We start from the raw sequence: 18,531 nt of genomic DNA, 5'->3' as shown, positions 1-18,531 counted from the left end.
ATGGCTAAAAACATCTACGTGGTCGGCGGCAGCAAGGGCGGCGTCGGCAAATCCATCGTGACGATGGCGACCGTCGATTATTTGCAAACCCTCGGGGAAACGGTACTCCTCATCGAGTCTGACACGAGCAACCCCGATGTCTATAAAGCGTATCGAGACAGCACACGTGCTGAACTGCTCAACCTCGATGAGGCCGACGGCTGGATTCAGTTGGTCAATCTCTGTGAGGCAGAACCGGAAAGCGTTGTCGTCGTCAATACGGCGGCACGGAACAACCAGGGCGTGAGCGCCTACGGCGAAACGCTCAACAGCACGCTCGCCGAGCTCAAGCGCAGGCTCGTGACCCTGTGGGTCATTAATCCTCAACGCGACAGCCTCGAATTACTCAAGCAATACCGCGACGCCTTTCCACCGTCGGCAAACACGGCGGTGCACGTTTTGCGCAACCGATATTTTGGGGATGAAGCCAAGTACGATCTTTATAACTGCTCCAAAGTACGGGAGACCATTGAGCAAAATGGCGGCCTCTCGGTGACTTTTCCTGATTTGGCCGACCGTGTGAGTAACGACCTGTATAGCAAGCGGATGAGTATTGCCGTGGCGGCGAAGGAATTGCCAATCGGCAACCGGGCCGAATTGAATCGTTGGCGCTCGGAAGTTAAAAAAAGCCTGCAAGGAATCGTGAATGAGTGAAAGTCAAACGGGCCAATCAGCGAGCCAGTCAAGCAATCTTTTCAACGATCTCGATGAAAGTTTTGCGAAACTGCTGGGCCGCCAACCCAGTGATTCGGAACGTCAGAAATTGTATGTCGTGCGTGATGCGCTGGGACTGAAGAACAATGATGCGCTTTGGTTAGTACTCATGGCGCTGCAGCATTATCAAACGCAGTACGAGGCGTTTCCTGCGGCGATCTCGCAGACGGCAAAAGATACGCTGACAAATCTGAAGGAAACGGCCGATGCAACGATGCGTATGTCGGCCAACGCCGTTAAGGCGGATTTGGCCGCTGCTGTCGCGAGCTCGGCCCAAAAGGTTGCGGTGAACGTCTCCCGAAAGCAAATGTGGAAATGGGCGGCGGGCTGTATCGCGGTTGCTTTCTTGAGCTTTGGATCATTCGGAGCATTTGTGTACAGCAAAACGTACGCGGCCGGCGTGAACAGCGGATACGGGCTGGGGTACAACGAAGCAAAAGATGAAAAAGCCGCGGCAGCATGGGCGAACACCCCGCAGGGGAAATTGGCTTATCGGTTCGCTCAAACGGGAAGCCTCGACAGCTTGATCAAATGTGATCGGCCGGGTTGGGCTAAGAAAAAAGATATGTGCTATCCGTTCCAAGGCTCGGATGGCAATGTTTATGGATGGGCAATACCATGACCTTGTATCGACGACGTCAGCTTGGCTGGTTGAGTTCTTTCTATTGGACGGGGCAAGCCGTTATAGAAGCGCGTCAGGCCCGTAGGGCGGGCTCGTGGACCAGCCGGTAACATACACTCCCCACCGAACGTAGCAGGGCCGTCCAGCGGCTGGCAATCTCATCGGGTAATCATTCAAAGACGCCGATAGGCATGCATTCAAAGCCCGTCTTTGTGCTCCGAACAATGCAGGCAATGGCGTTGCGCTCATCCGCACGCGCGAGCATTGAGCACATGACGCTCACGGCAAGAGCGCGGAAGAGGCGATTGTTCATCTCATGGATTTCCGCCAAAAAACGGCACGTTACCTCGGCCTCGCGAATCGCGAATCGCGCGCAAGTGCTCTTCGAAGTGCGAATAGCCGTCCGACCTTCCTAGTTTTTCTCACCTGCTTTTTCCCGATGCGGCGCCCACGGCGTGTGCTTAAGCAATGGGTAGATGATTTTTATCCATATGCACGAGTTGCCTTGTGTTGTTATTGAAATAAACACTTGAAACCTTGAGATTCTGTTGCGGGCTCCGGAAAACCGCTCCAGCAAAGGCGAATCGCGATTTAAGGTGAGAGAAAATAGGAATGTCGGGGAGAAAAACTAGGAAGGTTCGGGAGGAAAACTAGGATGGGTCGACCGACCAGGTGAGGAAAACTAGGATAGGTGGGTGAGTGGATATAGGAAGGTCAGGCGCCTGTCAGACCGGCCGGTGAAAAATCGTGTTGTCGAAATTCACCGAATCGGATAACGTCATCGCATGAAAACAAGCGACCAATTGTCATTAGAAACAGAGGTTGTCCGCCGGTCCAACACGACTATCGGCATCAGCCCTAGGACGGGCGCCGGGAACCTGACGGTGTTGGTGCGGCGCATCTTCAATGTGCTGGTGCATTTCACGATGAAGGACGGCGACCGCGAGGTGTATCAGCGCCCGCTCCGAGAGGTCATGCGGTACATCGACTACAACAGCAACGATCTCGATCGAATCAAGACCCACCTCGAAACGATGGCCTCCACGCCGATGGTGTGGGACACCAGCACAGACGATGACGAGATATGGTCGACCGCGGCGCTAGTCGCGCATGCATCGATCATCCGGCCGAAGAAAAAAGGCCTCGCGTCACACCTCGAATGGTCGTTCGCGAAGCCCATTCGGCAGAAACTGCTCGCCCCCAAGAAGTGGACGCAGCTCTCCCTGGTGATGCACACGAAGCTCAAGTCCGGTGCGTCAATTGCCCTATTCGAGATCTGCGCGCGGTACGAAACATTCCCGGGTCAGCGCACCATGCGTCAGCCATACGAATGGTGGTACCCCGTCTTGACAGGCACGCGCGAGGACGTCGTGCCCGAGTACAAGTACTTCAAGCGTGACGTACTACGGCCAGCGATCGCCGAGGTGAACATGCATGCGGACTTCATGGTCGAATTGATCGAGCACCGGCGCGGTAACAAGGTCGCGGAATTGCAGTTCGCCGTCCGCAGCAAGCCAACCGAGGCCATGATCGACGCGGACGCGCCCCGCTTCGATGGCGAGCTGCTCGAGCGTGTGATTCGCCTTGGCATGAGCCAAGCCGACGCGCGCGCTATTTGCGAAAAGCACGATCCGCCGCTCATTCAGGCCGCCATAGACTACACCGAGAAGCGAGCAGCCAAGCAGCCGCCGCTCGATAGCAAGGCGGCTTATTTCAAGACCGCGCTCAAGAAAGGCTATAAGGAGCCGGCAAAGGCCGTCAGGCCGCATCAGCAAGCGGCGCTCGATCTGCCAGACCCAGAAGCCGAGAAAATCCGGCTGCGGGCCGCGTATGACGCCAGTCAGCGCGCTCAGGCGTTCGCATACTGGCAGGAATTGCACCTGGAGCCAGCGCAAGAACTGATTACCGAGTTTTTGGCGACCGAGCCACCGAGGGTTATCGCCCGGGCGATCAAGAAAGACCAGCTCGAGACAATGTCTGCGCGCACAGCATTCACGGAGTGGCTCGCCGCGAAGCTGTGGGCTGAACCGACGACCGATGATCTCCTTAAATTCGCACTCAAAGACGGGTACTCCGACGCTGCGACAGGATAGTGCCGTGCACCGGTGAAGCGATATTACCCCCCCGCAAAGCGATATCGGAACGCCTCCAGATAACGAGCAACTTTCTCGATAATCGGACGCCATTTGTGAATGAATCGAGCATGAACAATCGACGACCGATGCCCATCCGCGATGCAGGCGGCCGCTTTACGCTCAACAACCCCGACGACGGCACGCCCATGAAAGAGATGTTTAAGCTTGATGATGGGCTTCTGATGATCACAGAGAAGTCATTTCCGTAGGGCTTTTACCGGACAGAACACGCAAGTTGTTGCATGTCCGATTCGCATACGGAATGCTCGACCAGAGCTAGAGGTTCGTGCTGTGCGGCTAATGACCGGAATCGCCCTCCTCCGCGGAGCCAGCGTCGCGCGCACGGCGAAACTACCTCGGACCACCATAGAACCGATATCGTAAAACCACCGCATCGCTATAATTTCGGCTGAGTCGGTCCCTCGCCATACCCTTGCTGTCCCCCCAATTTTTACTTGCGGAAACGTACCAAAGTTGGTACCTTTGAACACATTCCCCCAAATCTGCTCCGAATGGTCCAATCGGTAAAAATCGTTTTAAACGTCAAATTCTTCGCGAGTGAAGCCGGAAACGAGCCCGTCCGCGATTGGATTAAGAGGCTCGAACCCGCTGACAAAAAGACGATCGGCGAGGACATAAAGACGGTGCAGATAGGCTGGCCAATCGGAATGCCGCTGGTGCGCAAGATGGGCAAGGATCTGTGGGAGGTGCGAATCATCCTCCCCAGGCGGATCGCTCGAATTTTGTTCACCGTCGTCGGCAGCGACATGGTTCTGTTGCACGGCTTTATCAAGAAGTCGCAGCAGACACCGGCCGAAGATTTGGCGTTGGGGAAAAGTCGACGGCGCGAGATCGTGAACGCAGCGTAAATGAAAGCGGAATGGAGTCCGAAATCATGGCAAACAAGCACATCGGTAGCGATTTTGACGACTTTCTCGTTGAGGAAGCAATGCTCGAGCAAGTCACGGCCACGGCAATGAAGAGGGTTATTGCTTGGCAGATCGCAGAAGAAATGAGGGCGCAAAGCATCACAAAATCGAAGATGGCGATTCGCATGCACACCAGCCGTGCAGCGCTGAATCGTCTTCTGGACGAGAAGGACACCAGCCTGACGCTGACGACACTCGCCAGCGCAGCAGCAGCGCTCGGAAAGCATTTCCGGCTCGAGCTGGCCGCCTAACTGCGCCGGTCCCGTTCGGCGCACCGCGTCGTGCCGCGCGCCTCCCTCCCGACTCCTTTACTTTGCCGCCACCGCCCTCTTCCACCGGCGACGTCCTTTACGTGCACGAAGACGTTACCGCGCTCTGATCGCGCTCGAAAACGTGCCACCTGCGAAACGATATCGGAATGGTGGCACCTCAGACGCCCATCACCAGCGCCGCCCTCCCCTCGCCCGCAAAGTATGGGTTGGCCTGCGCGGTGCCCAGTTCGTATGGGAGCGCGCGGTGAACGCCCTCGATATATTCCTGGCTGTGCCGATCACGGTCGGGGGAGAAAGCATCGGCCATCAACTCATCGACGGCTGGCTTTATCATGCGGCTCCTTGCGCAGTTTCGTTTCCACAAGATCCGAGCACGCCAGCGAGATCACCGCGGCGCGGCTCATGTGCAGTTGATGCGCGAGCGCGTCAACGGCCTCAAGCAGATCCGGATAGAGCTCCACCGATATCTTCTGCTTTTTGTCGCGCACGGGCTTCGGCGCCCTGCCGACAGTGTCGTGCGCTCCTTCAATGAACGCATCGGCCGCACGCGAAGGCGCGGTCGAAGGCTTCTGGAACGTTGGACGTTTTGCGAGTGCCATGATTGAGAATTTTCCTCATTCCGATCGAGAAACGATACCGCTTTGACGGGTTTTCAATACCGCTATCAGCATGGCAATTTCTGCGATTGCCTGCTCGTCACGGGGCTTGTATTCCGACACATGGAGCCCGGTCGCGCTCGCGTGCGAAATGGCCTTACGGCGACCGATGCCAGCGCGTCCCGGCGCGAGGTTGAGCAGCTCCATTTGCGGAAATTCCTGCGTCGCCTCGATCGCATCTGCGTTGTCCGAGCCGGCTGGATCAGAGCAGTTCAGGACTGCCAGCGCGAGAACGGGAGCGTCGCGCGTCGCATTCGCTTCATCGATCACCGCCGCGACGTCAGCCAGCGCCCACGTGTCGAATGCGCGGGGCTGAAACGGTATCAAAACGATATCGGAACAAAGGAGAGCCGCTCGCAAAGCACCGGTGTCTCGGCCGCCGACGTCAATCACAGTATGGGCGAATTGCTTGGCCTGCAACATCACCTGCGCACGCAACGTCTTGCCATCGGTATAGCTCGAAGCGGGTAGGGTAGTGAGCTCGCGATCAGTACGCAGCGTCATGGCGCCTATGCCGTTGCCTTGCTTGTCGCCGTCGACAAACCAGACCGACTCTCCAGTGAGATGAAGGCCCAGCGCAAGCTGGACGGCGAGCGTCGATTTGCCGACGCCGCCCTTGGTGTTTCCGCACGTTAGGATCATGTTTGATAATTAGGAAGGGGGATGGTTACGTCGGTAGCAAACCGATATCGAAGAGATAGCGAATCAGGCGCGGAACAACATCAATACTGCACCGAAATCCGATCGAGCGCACGCGAAATTGTGCGGAACATGCAGATACTTATGGCGAAGGATGGCAAACTTGCAGGACGCGCTGCGCGCGGACTGGCTACCAGATCGGCCGAGATGACGAAATACGTTCACAACACGCCGGCTGAGAAAGCCGCTATCCAGCGCGGATGACCACCGAGCAACAACTGCTTGAAGCATGGGCATCGTCAAGGCATTGACGTGCGGGGCGGTCCGTACGGAAGCTGAACATCGCCGCGCTGTCGCGATGATTGAGCTCCTGCTCGATATTGTCGGCGGCAACGAAGTTCACCCGCTCGCAGATCTGCTGAATATCCTCTCTATAGGATCGAGGCATTCGAGAAAGAGCACTACCCGACGAGGCGCCACCTACCCACAAATGCTCACGTTCTTGATGGGATTTCGTCAGGGTTCGGACGTTTGCATATGCCAGAGGTCCGCAAACCCTTTTCCCATAAGGCCCGGCGCTAATTCTGCTTCCAAAAACTCATCGAGTATCGTCGCCCAACGCCATGTCATTGATTCTGTAAATTGCGTTGCAGCTAACGTACGTTTTCGCCCAAATCTGCGGCTACCCCAATGGGCGCCCCTCCCATAAGTAGTCTGGAAGGCGGCACGCCTGCCGGTAGCAACGCCCAGGACGGAGGTACGGAATGAGATTATTCGTGAGCCGCGCGACTTCTTTACGCGTCAGCACCGCATTAGCGAGACAGCCGCTTGTCTTGGGCTGCGCGCGGCCTGCCGATATCCCGCTGGCAAGCCTGATAACTCGTATTGTCCTTGCCGTGCCATCACTCTTAGTGCGAACGGTTGATAGCGCACATAGCTGCGTACTCTGCGTATTGCCTTTGTCATAAAGGCGGACTATCCTAAATACTGTATATATATACAGTTTCCGGAGGTCCACATGGAACAGTATGTCCGGGTGCAAAACGAGCGCGACCGCAGGGCCTTGGCCTGGTTGCGTCAACGGGTAGGGGAGGCAGCGATCGTGGCGGCGGCGCAAGCGTGTACCCATGGCGATTCGAAACCGTATTTATCCGTAATTTGCCGACGACTTGGCCTGTCTGTTCCCAAACTGACCAATCATGACGTGAGTGTGGAAGCAGTAGGGGAGCGACACTTGGCTGCCATGTACGAAATTTTGCGCTCGCGTTCATCTCGCACACACGCTGGCAGATGAAGTGAATACGCGCTAGCAGCGCTTTTGACGCGTTCAGAGCGTTTTTCGAAAGACCGCCCTTATCTGAACTTGTAAAAGCAGAGCAGCCCAGCGGGACCCTGACAAGCTTGCCATAGTCCCAATTTGGGACTAAACTGCCCGTATGAGAATTGTCGCGAAGAAAAATCTCCTTGCTTTCTGTACGACCCATGCGGCGGCACGCCAATCTCTGCTGGCCTGGCATGAGGAAGCTGTGAAGGCTATATGGGCGACTCCTCAGGACATCAAAGACCGGTATGCATCCGCTAGTTTTGTGGGTCACAACCGCGTTGTGTTCAATATTAAAGGGAACGCCTATCGGTTGATCGTGGCGGTCGCCTATAGGATTGGCGTTGTCTACATCAAATTTATCGGCACCCACGCTGAGTACGATGCGATTGATGCGGCAACCATCGAACTGGAGTGGTGATTATGGATATTCGACCGTTGCACAACGAGCAGGACTACCACGACGCCTTGACCGTGATTTCGGCGCTGGTCGACGCTGATCCGGAAATCGGGACGCCGGAAGGCGATCGGCTAGATGTTCTGTCCGTCCTTGTTGAACGCTACGAAGCCCAGCATTTTCCGTTAGACCTACCTGATCCGATTGAAGCGATCCGTTTCCGTATGGAGCAGGCGGGACTCACTGCCAGTGACATGAAGCCGTACCTTGGCAACCTGAACCGGGTGTACGAGGTGCTTAATCGCAAGCGGGGGTTAAGTCTCGCCATGATCCGGCGGCTCAATCAGGGACTGCAGATCCCGGCCGAAGTGTTGATCGCACAAGCCTGAACGAAGTTTTGCGCTGATTCGGTGAATTGGCGCCAGGACTATTGTCGTGTCTCGAACAACGGCTCACTATGGCAGTCCACGGCGCGTTCGCGCGGCGCAATCGCCGATCTTTCGGCACAACTCAGTACAGGCAAATCAATGGCAACCGGCACTGTAAAGTGGTTTAACGATGCGAAGGGTTTTGGTTTTATCTCGCCCGACGACGGCGGTGAAGATCTGTTCGCGCACTTCTCTGAAATCCGCTCAGAGGGCTTCAAAAGCCTCGCGGAAGGGCAGAAGGTGAGCTTCGAGGTGAAGATGGGACAAAAGGGCAAGCAGGCATCGAACATTCAACCGTCATAAGGCAGCACGCACGGGGGGGCCGCAAGGATCGCAGTGTTAAAGCGAGGGATCGCGCCCCAGCCAAAGTGCGGTTCCATCTCACTTGAGTCACAAAATTGGGTATCTCCGCGATAGGGTCCTTATCTGATAATTGTTATTATCAGATAAGGTTTTAATGCTTAAAATCGAGGGTATCGTACTTTACCTCTGCCTTCACGCTAATGATCTGCTTTAAATCGATCGCCGGGGCTGGCCGTTCCGGTTCGGACGAACGGAGGAGGGCGCTTGGCTAACCAGACCCAGCAACTCGCGTTGCCCGCTCCCCGCACCTACACCCGCACCGACTACACCGCGCTGCGTGCATTCGTGCAGCACATCGCGCCGGCGGTGATCGCGCGCCGCTACTACGACCCGGATGATCGTGCGGTCTCGCCGCAGGCGGCGACGCCTAATGCGATGGAGCGCTTCCTGCGCACCATGCTCGATGACCTGGTGCAGCTCGCCCTGCGCCATGGCTCGGCGGTGCTCGCCTCCCACCTGAAAGCGTCGATCAAACAGCACGGCAGTGCGAAGCTCACCGCCGTCACCCTGCGCATGGTCGAACAGGCGTCGACCCTGGCGGCCGCCGTGCCCGCGCCCGATCACGGACTCGGCTTATGGTTCCGGCCGCTGGTGACTAAAAGACTGGCGGGCGAGGGCATCTACACGCTCGGTCAACTGATCACGTATTGCAATTCGCACGGCGGCAGCTGGTGGCGTTCGGTGCCGCGCATCGGGCCGCATCGGGCGCGGGTGATGGTCGCCTGGTTGCGCCGGCACGAGCGCACGCTCGGCGTGAAAGTCGATGCCGATGTCGACGCGGATGACAACGGCTGGCCGCACGCGCCGGCGTCCGGTCTTGAAAACGTCGTCATAATCGGCGGCACGATCGACGCACCGCGGCTGGCGCCATTCGAGCGGCTCGCGATTCCGACTGCGCTCTCGGGTGAGCACGGCAGCAACCGGGCGCGCGAGTTCGCGTTCATCCGTGCGCAGCACGATCTCGCTGCAGTTCACGCGTATCTGAATCGCTATCGCGACCGGCCGCCGACCCTGCGGGTGTACACCAAAGAGATCGAGCGGCTGGTGTTGTGGCTGGTGGTCGTGCGCGGCGTCGCGCTCTCGTCGATGACGGTCGAAGACTGCGAGGCGTACAAGGATTTTTTGAAAGCGCCGGTGGCAAGTTTTGTGGGACCGAAACGCTCACGAGCGAGCGGCCGATGGCGACCCTTTACGCCGGAGGGGCTCTCGGCCGATAGCCAGGCGTATGCGGTGCGCGCGATCCGCGCGGCGTTCACGTGGTTGACGACAGTCCGTTACTTGGCGGGCAATCCCTGGAGCGCGGTCACGGACCCCGCGACCGTGACGAAGGAAGTCGCCGTGCAGGTCGAGCGCGCGTTGTCGGCCGATCTTTGGACGATCGTGCGCCGGGCGCTCGATCAGCGCTGCGGGGACCCGCTATTGAATGAAACGCCTGAGCAGGTTCCGCAATGGCGCACCGCGCGCGCGGCGATCTTGTTAATGGGTGACTCAGGTCTACGGCGCGAAGAAGCCGCCCATGCCCGCCGAGAAGATTTGCGTCCGGTGCGCAACGTGGTGCCCGTCAAGGCAGGAAAAATAGCAGGCAAACGAGCAGGCAAACAAGCAGGCGAGGCCGGCAGCGCAGATGTTGAAATTTGGGCACTGAGCGTGGTCGGGAAGCGGCGCCGGCAGCGAACGGTACCAGTGAGCGCCGCGACGCTTCGCGCGCTGCGCGCGCACTGGATTGATCGCGGTGAAAACTTCGATGCGGCTCGGGAAGATGCGCCTTTGATCGCACCGTTGGTAATCCCCGCGACGCTGACCGCACGCGCCAAGCACGGTAATGAGGACGGCAACCGAGGCGAGAACCCGGCCGAAGTGCAATCTGATGGCGATGATCGTGCGCAAGCGAAGCAGGCGTATGCGCCGGATGCGCTCGCCCGGCTGGTGCGCCAGGGTATCAAACAGATCGCCGGTGAGCTGTTACGGGAGGGTGTCTTATCGCACGACACCTATGCGCAATTGCTGGAAACCTCCGCGCATGCGTTTCGGCACACTTTCGGTACGAGGGCCGTTGCCCGGGACATGCCGATCGACGTTGTTCAGCGCATCCTCGGTCACGCCTCCTTGCAGACAACGTCCATTTATGTGCGCGCCGAACGGCAGCGCATGCTCGATGCTGCGGCCCAATACTATTCGGAAGATGGTGGCTGAGCGCTGTCGGTCAAATCAGATACAGAGACAAAGCGCCTTCGCCGCGATACGGCCGCTACCCCGCGCCAGGCGTGCATGTCTAGTGCGGTATCCTCCGGGCTGGCATGCATACAGACTGTCAATTCGACTAGATGGAGAGCACAAACATGAACAAGCAGGACCTCATCGATGCAGTGGCAAGCGAAGTCGGCATCGCGAAATCCGCCGCCGCCGTAAGCGGTAAGCCAGCGGCGTTGTATCCGGCAAGCGTGTGCGTCGGGACAATCTCCTCCATGTTCAACAGGATGGAGATTGGTCATGGTGGGGATGGTCGTAAAACAATCGCGTAAGGAAGTGGAATGGCGGCAGCGGCTGGCCCGGTTTGCCACGTGTGGTCAGCAGATCAAGTCGTTCTGCAAGGCGGAGTTGGTTTCGGAGGCGACGTTTTACCGCTGGCGCAAGCAGTTGGCCGAAAGAGGTGACGCGACGCCGGCAGTTGGCTTCGTCGACGTCGGCGTGATGTCATCGACGCCCGAAGCGCAGTCGATGACGCAGGATCAGTTAGCCAGTGCGGCGCTGGAAGTTCGCCTCGAGCTGGGCGATGGCGTGGTCTTGCACATCGTGAGGCGCTGATGTTCTTTCCCGAAGGGCAAATCCGCGTGTTCGTGTACGGTCGGCCAGTCAGCATGCGCCTGTCCTACGATGGCTTGTATGCGCTGGCCAAACACACGATGCAGCAGGACCCACTGTCAGGCAATCTGTTCGCCTTCATCAACCGGCGCGCCAACCAAATCAAGGTCCTGTATTTCGATCGCAGCGGCTGGTGCGTGTGGGCGAAGCGACTTGAGAAAGGTTGTCTTCTGAGCAACTGGGACCATGTGAGTACGCGTGAAATGGACTGGACCGGCTTGAAACTTCTGCTCGAAGGAATCGAGCCAAAACGCGGGCGGCGGCGCTATCAAAAAACCGCGCCGGCGCCGCAAAATGTGAGCACAAACGCGGGCGCATAAAATACAATTTCTACATGCCATCCGATCTCGATTGCGCCCAACCCATGCCTGCACAAGCGCCCGCGCTGACGCCTGCGCAGCTGGCCGATCTGGTCGGCAAACTGGAGCGCGAGAACATCAATTTGCGACGCCAGGTGGCCTGGTTTCAGCGTCAGATCTTCGGCCAGAAAAGCGAGAAGCACCATCCTGATCCAGAAGGTGTTCAGGGTATTCTTGGCGTGGGTTTCGACGCCATTCCCGAGACGCCGCTGCCGGCTAAGAAAGCGGTGGTGGCCGGCCACGAGCGCGAGCGCAAGACCAAGCCGGTTGGCGCCGACGAATCGAGTTTGTTCTTCGATGAGAAGCGTGTGCCGGTGGAAGTGATTGCCGTCCCCAACCCGGACATGGAATTGCTCAAGCCCGATCAGTACGAAGTGATTGGCGAGAAAGTCACGCACCGCCTGGCGCAGCGTCCCGGCAGCTATGTCGTGCTCAAGTACGTGCGCCCCCTGATCAAGCGGAAAGACACGCAGGCGCTCTCGTGCCCGCCGGCCCCTGTGGGCGTGATCGAGGGCAGCCGAGCCGACGTCAGCTTCGTCGTTGGCATGGTGATCGACAAATTCGGCTACCACTTGCCGCTGTACCGCCAGCACCGCCGACTCGATGATGCCGGGATCAAGGTCAGCCGGCCGTGGCTGACCCAACTGATGCAATCGAGCGTGGCGCTGCTCGAACCGGTCTACGATGCACAGCTCGATTCGATACGTGCCAGCCGTGTCAAGGCGATGGACGAAGTGCCGATCAAGGCCGGTCGGGCGAATCCGGGCAAGATGAAGACCACCTATTTCTGGCCGATCTACGGCGAGCGCGACGAGATTTGCTTCACGCACTCGCCAAGCCGCGCTGGCCAGCATGTGCGCGACATGCTCGGGCTGTCGCCGCCGGAGGACGCCGTGCTTCTAAGCGACGGCTACGCCGCCTATGCCAGTTACGCCAAACAGGTCGGGCTGACGCATGCGCAGTGCTGGGCGCACGCGCGCAGGGAGGTGTTCGAAGCAAAGGACATCGAGCCGGCGTACGCCGAAAAGGCGCTGGAACACATCGCCGCACTGTACGCGGCGGAGGAGCATATCCGCAAGACTGACCTGGGCGGTGCGGCTAAGCGTGCATGGCGCCAGGCCCACGCCAAGCCGGTGGCGCAACGGTTCTTCAAGTGGATCGACAAGTACTTCGAAGCGCAAGGCTTCCTGCCAAGCAGTCCCTTCACGAAAGCGCTGAACTACATCCGCGAGCGGCGTGACGGCCTCGCAGTCTACCTGGACGATCCCGACGTCCCGATCGACACCAACCACCTCGAACGGGCGCTGAGGGTGATCCCTCTCGGTCGAAAAAATTGGATGTTCAGTTGGACCGAACTAGGCGCCAGGCATATCGGGATCGTGCAGAGCTTGATCGTGACCTGCCGCCTGCACGATATCGACCCTTACGATTACTTGGTCGATGTCTTGCAGCGCGTTGGCCAGCATCCCGCATCGCTGGCCAAACAACTGACGCCGCGCCTCTGGAAGACGCTGTTCGCCAAAAATCCACTGCGCTCCGATCTTTACGAACGCGACGAACGCCAGTCACGTCAATAACGCCGGCTGCTTACCGATTACCCGCCGCCGACACGATCGACGCATTTTTGGCAACCGTGACCAACGCCGTCGTCAAGGGCGACCCGGTTCAACTGATCGGTTTTGGATCTTTCGTCACGGGCGCGCGTGCAGCTCGAACAGGACGCAATCCGAAGACCGGCGAAGCACTCCAGATCGCCGCGGCGAAGACCGTCAAATTTACGGCCGGTAAAGCGTTCAAGGACGCTGTGAACCGGTAGGCGTTGAACGTGGTGTCCGCCTGCGCGGAACGCAGGCGGTGGCTATGGGCTCGGCTTTATACCTGCGGGCTCACGTTAGAACAATTGATCGTCGAGCAATCTCGGTTTTTTCACTTCACCACGCTGCGTCGCTCGACCCATCAGCGTGCAGCGAGCGAATCATGACGCGCTCGCCCCGTGCCTCACTTAGCACCTCCGCAATTCGATTGCCGTACCGCACCGGCGTGCCGCGCCTGGTGTCGAAGAACGAAATAACTGCGAATAAGAAGGAATAAACTGCGAATGGGTTGTAACGCTTATTTCGCAGCTATTTCGTTCTTCGACACCGGCTATATGATTATCAGTACCGTTTTCCGCTCCTATGGTGCAGAGGTTCATTTACTCCCAACGCGCTGCCCGTTCAGGGATGCAATCAGTTTGTCTGAGGTCATGAAGCTGCTCGAGCGTCGCTTCGGTGGCACCGTAAACTGAAGTGCTGATTGAACGTCAACCATACTTTACGCAGGACATCCTGCTGGACCTTCCCGGGTCAGCTTCGCGAGCCTGTCGTGGGCGGCCATCAATTCGAAAACAGGTGCCCGGCTGAGTTGCGAGTCATGCAGCGTGAGGACTTCGCACAGCAACCTATAGGTCTCGTCATCGACGCGAAAGACACGCGTTTCGAGGGCTGCCACTCGACATCGGGCAATTGCATCAATTGTTTCTTGTAACAGTCCATCCCGCGCAATACCATATCCCGCCCGGCTGAGGAACATCGCGAGATAGGTCATGCGCGCCATGCTGCCCAGGTGATACATTTCGCCTGCGCCGCTGCGCAATACTTCGAGCGTCAGGTGGTGGTCGATGGAGATTTCGCGTTCCGTTGCCGCAGCCATCGGCAGCAGCATCGCTTTGGCGCGTGGCTTCTGGGGTCTCGCGGACATGCTGTTGTTCCTCGGTTTTCTACAGTTCATATCGAAGACGAAAATTATGCGTGACGCGCCGTACACGCATCGCCGCGCCCCGTTGCGACGCTATGCGATTGTCAGTAAGCGGTGATTTGAGCGCACATGGTGTCTTGAGATTAGATAGCGCAGGATGTGTGCACTGAAAATCAATGGACACCTTCCATGACACAGAATGGTTCAGATTCAGATTTTTTGCCGCTTAAGGTCATCAACGTGGGTCGGGACGGCAAACGGCGGTTTGACAAACGGGACAGGCAGAGGTTGATCGAGGCTTGCCTGCAGCCCGGAGTATCGGTAGCGGGCATGGCGCTGAAGGCTCGGGTCAACGCGAATTTACTGCACCGGTGGATCTGCGAGCACGAGAAGACATGCCGCGACGAGGGCGCAATACAGTTGTCAGGGGACGCGCCAGCGTTTGTTCCGGTCGTCGAGATTGCTTGCGCCGACCCGCAACCGCCACTTCCCCAATTGCCGCCGCCGCACCGCGACGCCACGCGTGTCGCGCAGCGCCCGTTGGCACCATCGCTGATGACTGTGGAAATGCCCAATGGCATCACACTCAGACTCGAGTGCGGTGCCCACGACGCGACGCTGGTATCGGCGATGATCGAAACGCTGGGGCGCTGTGATGTTCCGACTGGACGCTGAACTGCGGGTCTATCTGCACCGCGACGCGGTCGATTTCAGGAACGGGATCAACGGTCTTGTTATCCTGGTCGAGCAGTCCATGCAGCTTGACCCATTTGCCCGGGCGGTCTTCGCCTTCCGTAACAAGCGGGCCAACCGCATCAAGCTGCTGTTTTACGAGCGCTCGGGTTTCTGGCTGATGATGAAACGGTTAGAGGCGGACCGTTTCGCCTGGCCACGCCGACAGCAGGCGGTGATGGAACTGACGAGCGAGCAGCTTCACTGGTTACTCGAAGGCATCGACATCGACGCCGTGCGTCGTCATCCTTCGAGGCAGTACCGACACGTGAGCTGAAGGGTCAGTAGCAGCGCGCCGGGCGTAGCGCGCGCGACGCCCGGCGCGATTGTTACACTTTGACGTAAACCCATCCGGTGTGCGGCTTGGCTATCGTGGAGGACATGGATACCGACGTCAGTCATCCGTCCGCTGAGGACGAACTCAAACAGCTCTCGCCCGATGAGCTGATCGCGCGCGTTCTCGAGCTTCAGTCCCACAACCAGCAACTTGCGCAACGCGTCGGGCAACTTGAGGAGTTGTTCCGTCTGGCGCAGCTCAAGCGCTTCGCGCCGAGCAGCGAGAAACTCAAGGATCGCATATTCGACGAAGCCGAGCAGATCGTCGCGACCGAACCCGGTGACGATGATTCGGATGACGCATTCGCGCTGCCCGATACGGGACTGCCGGAGTTTGATAAGCCCCAGCGCGGTAAGCGGGGACGCAAGCCGTTGCCGGCAGAGCTGCCGCGCCGACGCATCGAGTACGATCTGCCCGATGAGCAGAAGATCTGTGCATGCTGCCAGAACGCGCTGCACCGCATGGGCGAACAAACAAGCGAGCAGTTACACATCGAGATCAAGGCGCTGGTGCTCCAACATGTGCGTTTCAAATATGCGTGCCGCCACTGCGAGCGCAACGCTGAACGCACGCCGGTGGTCATTGCACCAATGCCTGTTCAGCCGTTGCCGGGCAGCAGCGCGAGCGCGGCAATGATTGCGACGGTGACAACCGGCAAATATGTTGACGGCACGCCGCTGTACCGGATGGAACACGCGCTAGCCCGCGCCGGCATTGCGGTGAGCCGCGGCACGCTGGCGAATTGGATCATCAGGCCTGCGGAGCTGCACTACAGTCGACTGTACGAAGCGATGCGCCAGACACTGTTGTCGCAGCCGCTGGTTCACGGCGACGAGACGACGGTGCAGGTGCTCAAGGAAGAAGGCAAGACGCCGCAAAGCACGAGTTATATGTGGACGTACCGAAGCGCCGCAGACAGCGAGCAGCCGGTGGTGCTGTTCGACTACCAACCGGGGCGCGGGCAGCAATATCCGCAGGCGTTTCTCGCTGGCTACGAAGGCATGTTGATGACTGACGGGTATAGTGCTTGGCGAACGCTCAAAGGTGCCACTCACTTCGGCTGTATCGCCCATTCACGGCGCTTGTTCGTTGAAGCGCACAAGGGACAGAAGAAGAAAACGGGTGGTCGCGCGCTGCAGGTGCTTGAGTACTTTAAGGCGCTCTACCATGTTGAAACTCTGACCCGGGCGGAACTGCCCGATGGCGAGGCGCGAACGCACTACATCTACCGGCTGCGGCAGCAACACAGCGTGCCGTTGTTAGAAGCGTTCAAAACATGGCTGGATACGCAGGCACCCCATGTTCTGCCTGAAAGCTTGTTAGGAAAGGCAATCAGCTACACGAGAAACCAATGGAAATATTTAAGCCGCTACGTGATCGATGGGCGTGCCCCCGCAGATAACAATATTCTCGAAAGAGATATCAGGCCATTTGCAACCGCGAGAAATTCATGGCTCTTTGCTGACACCGTTGCGGGCGCGAAGGCGAGCGCCATCGTCTATAGCCTTGTGCTGACGTGCCGGGCATGCAAGGTCGAGCCCTATGCCTATCTGCATCATGTGCTGACCGAGATGCCACAACGGGCACCGGGCGCTGACATTAGTGACCTGCTGCCGTTTAACTTCGCCAAACGCGCGCAGCTTGCTACAACCGCCGTCTGAAGACGGCTACCCTCTGGGGTCCAATTCGCGTTCGACACGCTGCGGCATAAGTCGATCATCGATCGCGACGTGTGCGTGCTCGCTGTAGCCGCGTGCGGGACAACGCGCGGCAACCGCGACCTCCGCTAAAATAGTGGGATGCTCGCTCTCTCGTGTCGACCAGCGGAAATCATCCTATGACCAGGACAAATCTCAGGGCCATTAGCATTGCTCCCGACCATAATAAGGCTCATCTTTCGAAGGGGCAAAAGGCATTCAACACACTGATCAAGCAGATCGAAAAGCGGCGCGCCCGGCTGAGCGCCTGGGAGGCTGCAATGCCTGCCTTCCATCGGAAATACCTTAGCGAGTTCGCGCCCCTTGAGCAAACTTCCCTCGACTTGCGTACCAAGCTCGTGTATCGCCTGAACCAAACATACGATATGAAGGGGCTGACCAAGTCCGAGCGGCGCACGATTGCCGACCTGATCAGCGACTTGGCGGGGGAGTTGGTCGCCGAGAGCGATGATCCGGAGCTTAAGACGATTTACAACCGGTTCAGCGAGTCTGACTTTGACAGTGAAGCCGCCGCCGAGCTTGACGATATGAAATTGGCGCTCGAGGCCATGCTCGGGGTTGAGCTTGGCGAAGACGTCGACATGAGCTCGCCCGAGGATGTGCTGCAGCGCGCGCAGGCGCAGATGGAGCAACTCCGCAAACAAGACGCCGTCGAAAACCAAGCTCGTGAAGAACGCCGCGCGAAACGAAAAAAGACGCCTAAACAACTCGCTGCAGAGGCACGAGAACAAGCGGAGCAGGCAGAACTCAGCTTATCGATTCGCGAGGTCTACCGAAAACTAGCCAGCGCTCTGCATCCTGATCGAGAAACTGATCCGCAGGAACGTGAGCGGAAGACCGCTCTCATGCAAAGGGCCAATCAGGCGTATAGCAAAAACAGCCTGTTGCAGTTACTTGAGTTGCAGTTGGAGCTGGAACATATCGACCAAAGCGCCATCAACAACATCGGCGAAGACCGGTTGAAACACTACAACAAGATACTAAAGGAACAGGTCGGTGAACTCGACCACGAAATCCTGCATGTCGAGAACGGATTCAAGCACAGCTACGGAATTCCACCCTTCATCGACGTGTCGCCCGGCACCATCATGCGCAATCTTGCCGCTGATATCTTCTCGCTGCAGGAAAGCCTCCACGCCCTCGAACATGACCTGCTCGTATTCGACGACATCAAGCAACTGAAGGACTGGCTAAAGATTGTAAAGCGGTCATTGGCCGCGCCACGTTTCGACGATATGCCGTTTTAGCGGACATTGATCCTCATGCTTCCTT

At 58.2% G+C, this 18,531-nt stretch carries 23 protein-coding genes; 19 read left to right on the top strand and 4 right to left on the bottom strand.

The features are described from left to right. From AX768_RS31550 to AX768_RS31530, 6 genes are all read left to right on the top strand, one after another. Positions 1–693 (top strand): hypothetical protein, encoded by a 693-nt coding sequence (locus AX768_RS31550; protein WP_062004277.1) that lies wholly within the window; start codon positions 1–3, stop codon positions 691–693. After that, positions 686–1,375, top strand: coding sequence for a DUF6753 family protein (locus AX768_RS31545; protein WP_062004275.1), 690 nt, complete (start codon positions 686–688; stop codon positions 1,373–1,375). The genes AX768_RS31550 and AX768_RS31545 overlap by 8 nt, the downstream gene beginning before the upstream one ends. A 785-nt stretch (positions 1,376–2,160) precedes the next feature. Next, positions 2,161–3,468, top strand: coding sequence for a replication initiation protein (locus AX768_RS31540; RefSeq protein ID WP_082779214.1), 1,308 nt, complete (start codon positions 2,161–2,163; stop codon positions 3,466–3,468). Between the two features lie 110 nt (positions 3,469–3,578). Continuing rightward, positions 3,579–3,719, top strand: a complete 141-nt coding sequence (locus AX768_RS33165; RefSeq protein WP_155524411.1) for a hypothetical protein — start codon at positions 3,579–3,581, stop codon at positions 3,717–3,719. Between the two features lie 303 nt (positions 3,720–4,022). Continuing rightward, the gene (locus AX768_RS31535; RefSeq protein ID WP_062004272.1) at positions 4,023–4,379 is read left to right on the top strand and encodes a type II toxin-antitoxin system RelE/ParE family toxin; all 357 of its coding nucleotides are present in this window, start codon (positions 4,023–4,025) and stop codon (positions 4,377–4,379) included. A gap of 26 nt (positions 4,380–4,405) precedes the next feature. After that, complete coding sequence (locus tag AX768_RS31530; protein ID WP_062004307.1) at positions 4,406–4,690, top strand: XRE family transcriptional regulator; 285 nt, start codon at positions 4,406–4,408, stop codon at positions 4,688–4,690. Between the two features lie 178 nt (positions 4,691–4,868). On the opposite strand, the gene AX768_RS33160 is transcribed toward AX768_RS31530, so the two are convergent. Genes AX768_RS33160 through AX768_RS31520 form a run of 3 tightly spaced genes read right to left on the bottom strand, consistent with a single transcriptional unit; the run spans position 4,869 to position 6,009 of the window. After that, entirely contained in the window at positions 4,869–5,045 is a 177-nt protein-coding gene (locus AX768_RS33160; protein WP_155524410.1) for a hypothetical protein, read from the bottom strand. Continuing rightward, on the bottom strand, positions 5,023–5,310 hold the full coding sequence (locus tag AX768_RS31525) for a ribbon-helix-helix protein, CopG family (protein WP_062004270.1): 288 nt from the start codon (positions 5,308–5,310) through the stop codon (positions 5,023–5,025). The genes AX768_RS33160 and AX768_RS31525 overlap by 23 nt, the downstream gene beginning before the upstream one ends. Positions 5,311–5,325: 15 nt before the next feature. Next, positions 5,326–6,009, bottom strand: coding sequence for an AAA family ATPase (locus tag AX768_RS31520; protein WP_062004267.1), 684 nt, complete (start codon positions 6,007–6,009; stop codon positions 5,326–5,328). A 1,433-nt stretch (positions 6,010–7,442) separates the two neighbouring features. Here AX768_RS31520 and AX768_RS31510 point away from each other — a divergent pair. From AX768_RS31510 to AX768_RS31470, 9 genes are all read left to right on the top strand, one after another. Then, entirely contained in the window at positions 7,443–7,748 is a 306-nt protein-coding gene (locus AX768_RS31510; RefSeq protein ID WP_062004162.1) for a type II toxin-antitoxin system HigB family toxin, read from the top strand. A gap of 2 nt (positions 7,749–7,750) precedes the next feature. Then, a complete protein-coding gene (locus tag AX768_RS31505) occupies positions 7,751–8,113 on the top strand; it encodes a helix-turn-helix domain-containing protein (protein WP_062004263.1) in 363 nt (120 codons plus the stop codon). 138 nt (positions 8,114–8,251) lie between these two features. Next, positions 8,252–8,455, top strand: coding sequence for a cold-shock protein (locus tag AX768_RS31500; protein ID WP_062004220.1), 204 nt, complete (start codon positions 8,252–8,254; stop codon positions 8,453–8,455). A gap of 264 nt (positions 8,456–8,719) precedes the next feature. After that, complete coding sequence (locus tag AX768_RS31495; protein ID WP_062004261.1) at positions 8,720–10,708, top strand: site-specific integrase; 1,989 nt, start codon at positions 8,720–8,722, stop codon at positions 10,706–10,708. 146 nt (positions 10,709–10,854) lie between these two features. Beyond that, the gene (locus AX768_RS31490; protein WP_155524409.1) at positions 10,855–11,037 is read left to right on the top strand and encodes a hypothetical protein; all 183 of its coding nucleotides are present in this window, start codon (positions 10,855–10,857) and stop codon (positions 11,035–11,037) included. Continuing rightward, on the top strand, positions 11,006–11,320 hold the full coding sequence (gene tnpA, locus AX768_RS31485; RefSeq protein WP_155524408.1) for an IS66 family insertion sequence element accessory protein TnpA: 315 nt from the start codon (positions 11,006–11,008) through the stop codon (positions 11,318–11,320). Before AX768_RS31490 ends, tnpA (AX768_RS31485) begins: the two co-directional genes overlap by 32 nt. Further along, entirely contained in the window at positions 11,320–11,697 is a 378-nt protein-coding gene (gene tnpB, locus AX768_RS31480; protein WP_062004255.1) for an IS66 family insertion sequence element accessory protein TnpB, read from the top strand. Before tnpA (AX768_RS31485) ends, tnpB (AX768_RS31480) begins: the two co-directional genes overlap by 1 nt. Before the next feature lie 14 nt (positions 11,698–11,711). Then, positions 11,712–13,313, top strand: a complete 1,602-nt coding sequence (gene tnpC, locus AX768_RS31475; protein WP_062004253.1) for an IS66 family transposase — start codon at positions 11,712–11,714, stop codon at positions 13,311–13,313. Beyond that, the gene (locus AX768_RS31470; RefSeq protein WP_062004306.1) at positions 13,310–13,552 is read left to right on the top strand and encodes an HU family DNA-binding protein; all 243 of its coding nucleotides are present in this window, start codon (positions 13,310–13,312) and stop codon (positions 13,550–13,552) included. Before tnpC (AX768_RS31475) ends, AX768_RS31470 begins: the two co-directional genes overlap by 4 nt. Before the next feature lie 497 nt (positions 13,553–14,049). Here the strand turns inward: AX768_RS31470 and AX768_RS31465 are convergent, their stop codons facing one another. Then, positions 14,050–14,439: a hypothetical protein gene (locus AX768_RS31465; protein ID WP_062004304.1), complete on the bottom strand. Its 390-nt coding sequence runs from the start codon at positions 14,437–14,439 to the stop codon at positions 14,050–14,052. A 222-nt stretch (positions 14,440–14,661) separates the two neighbouring features. On the opposite strand from AX768_RS31465, the gene tnpA (AX768_RS31460) reads away from it, so the two are divergent. The 4 genes from tnpA (AX768_RS31460) to AX768_RS31445 all read left to right on the top strand — a co-directional run bounded on the left by tnpA (AX768_RS31460) (position 14,662) and on the right by AX768_RS31445 (position 18,506). Beyond that, entirely contained in the window at positions 14,662–15,147 is a 486-nt protein-coding gene (gene tnpA / locus AX768_RS31460) for an IS66-like element accessory protein TnpA (protein ID WP_062004252.1), read from the top strand. Further along, on the top strand, positions 15,128–15,481 hold the full coding sequence (gene tnpB / locus AX768_RS31455) for an IS66 family insertion sequence element accessory protein TnpB (RefSeq protein WP_062004250.1): 354 nt from the start codon (positions 15,128–15,130) through the stop codon (positions 15,479–15,481). The genes tnpA (AX768_RS31460) and tnpB (AX768_RS31455) overlap by 20 nt, the downstream gene beginning before the upstream one ends. A 104-nt stretch (positions 15,482–15,585) precedes the next feature. Beyond that, positions 15,586–17,202 (top strand): IS66 family transposase, encoded by a 1,617-nt coding sequence (tnpC, locus tag AX768_RS31450; RefSeq protein ID WP_231941688.1) that lies wholly within the window; start codon positions 15,586–15,588, stop codon positions 17,200–17,202. Between the two features lie 176 nt (positions 17,203–17,378). Further along, the gene (locus AX768_RS31445; protein ID WP_062004247.1) at positions 17,379–18,506 is read left to right on the top strand and encodes a J domain-containing protein; all 1,128 of its coding nucleotides are present in this window, start codon (positions 17,379–17,381) and stop codon (positions 18,504–18,506) included. Positions 18,507–18,531: the final 25 nt, after the last annotated feature.

It is taken from the genome of Burkholderia sp. PAMC 28687 (assembly GCF_001577465.1).
Classification (GTDB): domain Bacteria; phylum Pseudomonadota; class Gammaproteobacteria; order Burkholderiales; family Burkholderiaceae; genus Caballeronia.
Note: the sequence above shows the minus strand (reverse complement) of the source record. Positions and strands in the feature narration are given on the sequence as shown.

Coding starts and splice junctions, on each gene's coding strand:
- tnpB (WP_062004250.1), top strand. CDS start 15,128: ATGTTCCGACTGGACGCTGAACTGCGGGTCTATCTGCACCGCGACGCG.
- AX768_RS31465 (WP_062004304.1), bottom strand. CDS start 14,439: ATGCTGCTGCCGATGGCTGCGGCAACGGAACGCGAAATCTCCATCGAC.
- tnpA (WP_155524408.1), top strand. CDS start 11,006: ATGGTGGGGATGGTCGTAAAACAATCGCGTAAGGAAGTGGAATGGCGG.
- tnpC (WP_062004253.1), top strand. CDS start 11,712: ATGCCATCCGATCTCGATTGCGCCCAACCCATGCCTGCACAAGCGCCC.
- AX768_RS31545 (WP_062004275.1), top strand. CDS start 686: ATGAGTGAAAGTCAAACGGGCCAATCAGCGAGCCAGTCAAGCAATCTT.
- AX768_RS31445 (WP_062004247.1), top strand. CDS start 17,379: ATGACCAGGACAAATCTCAGGGCCATTAGCATTGCTCCCGACCATAAT.
- AX768_RS31520 (WP_062004267.1), bottom strand. CDS start 6,009: ATGATCCTAACGTGCGGAAACACCAAGGGCGGCGTCGGCAAATCGACG.
- AX768_RS31505 (WP_062004263.1), top strand. CDS start 7,751: ATGGATATTCGACCGTTGCACAACGAGCAGGACTACCACGACGCCTTG.
- AX768_RS31500 (WP_062004220.1), top strand. CDS start 8,252: ATGGCAACCGGCACTGTAAAGTGGTTTAACGATGCGAAGGGTTTTGGT.
- AX768_RS31535 (WP_062004272.1), top strand. CDS start 4,023: ATGGTCCAATCGGTAAAAATCGTTTTAAACGTCAAATTCTTCGCGAGT.
- tnpA (WP_062004252.1), top strand. CDS start 14,662: ATGACACAGAATGGTTCAGATTCAGATTTTTTGCCGCTTAAGGTCATC.
- AX768_RS31550 (WP_062004277.1), top strand. CDS start 1: ATGGCTAAAAACATCTACGTGGTCGGCGGCAGCAAGGGCGGCGTCGGC.
- AX768_RS31490 (WP_155524409.1), top strand. CDS start 10,855: ATGAACAAGCAGGACCTCATCGATGCAGTGGCAAGCGAAGTCGGCATC.
- AX768_RS31530 (WP_062004307.1), top strand. CDS start 4,406: ATGGCAAACAAGCACATCGGTAGCGATTTTGACGACTTTCTCGTTGAG.
- AX768_RS33165 (WP_155524411.1), top strand. CDS start 3,579: ATGAACAATCGACGACCGATGCCCATCCGCGATGCAGGCGGCCGCTTT.
- AX768_RS33160 (WP_155524410.1), bottom strand. CDS start 5,045: ATGATAAAGCCAGCCGTCGATGAGTTGATGGCCGATGCTTTCTCCCCC.
- tnpB (WP_062004255.1), top strand. CDS start 11,320: ATGTTCTTTCCCGAAGGGCAAATCCGCGTGTTCGTGTACGGTCGGCCA.
- AX768_RS31525 (WP_062004270.1), bottom strand. CDS start 5,310: ATGGCACTCGCAAAACGTCCAACGTTCCAGAAGCCTTCGACCGCGCCT.
- AX768_RS31540 (WP_082779214.1), top strand. CDS start 2,161: ATGAAAACAAGCGACCAATTGTCATTAGAAACAGAGGTTGTCCGCCGG.
- tnpC (WP_231941688.1), top strand. CDS start 15,586: ATGGATACCGACGTCAGTCATCCGTCCGCTGAGGACGAACTCAAACAG.
- AX768_RS31510 (WP_062004162.1), top strand. CDS start 7,443: ATGAGAATTGTCGCGAAGAAAAATCTCCTTGCTTTCTGTACGACCCAT.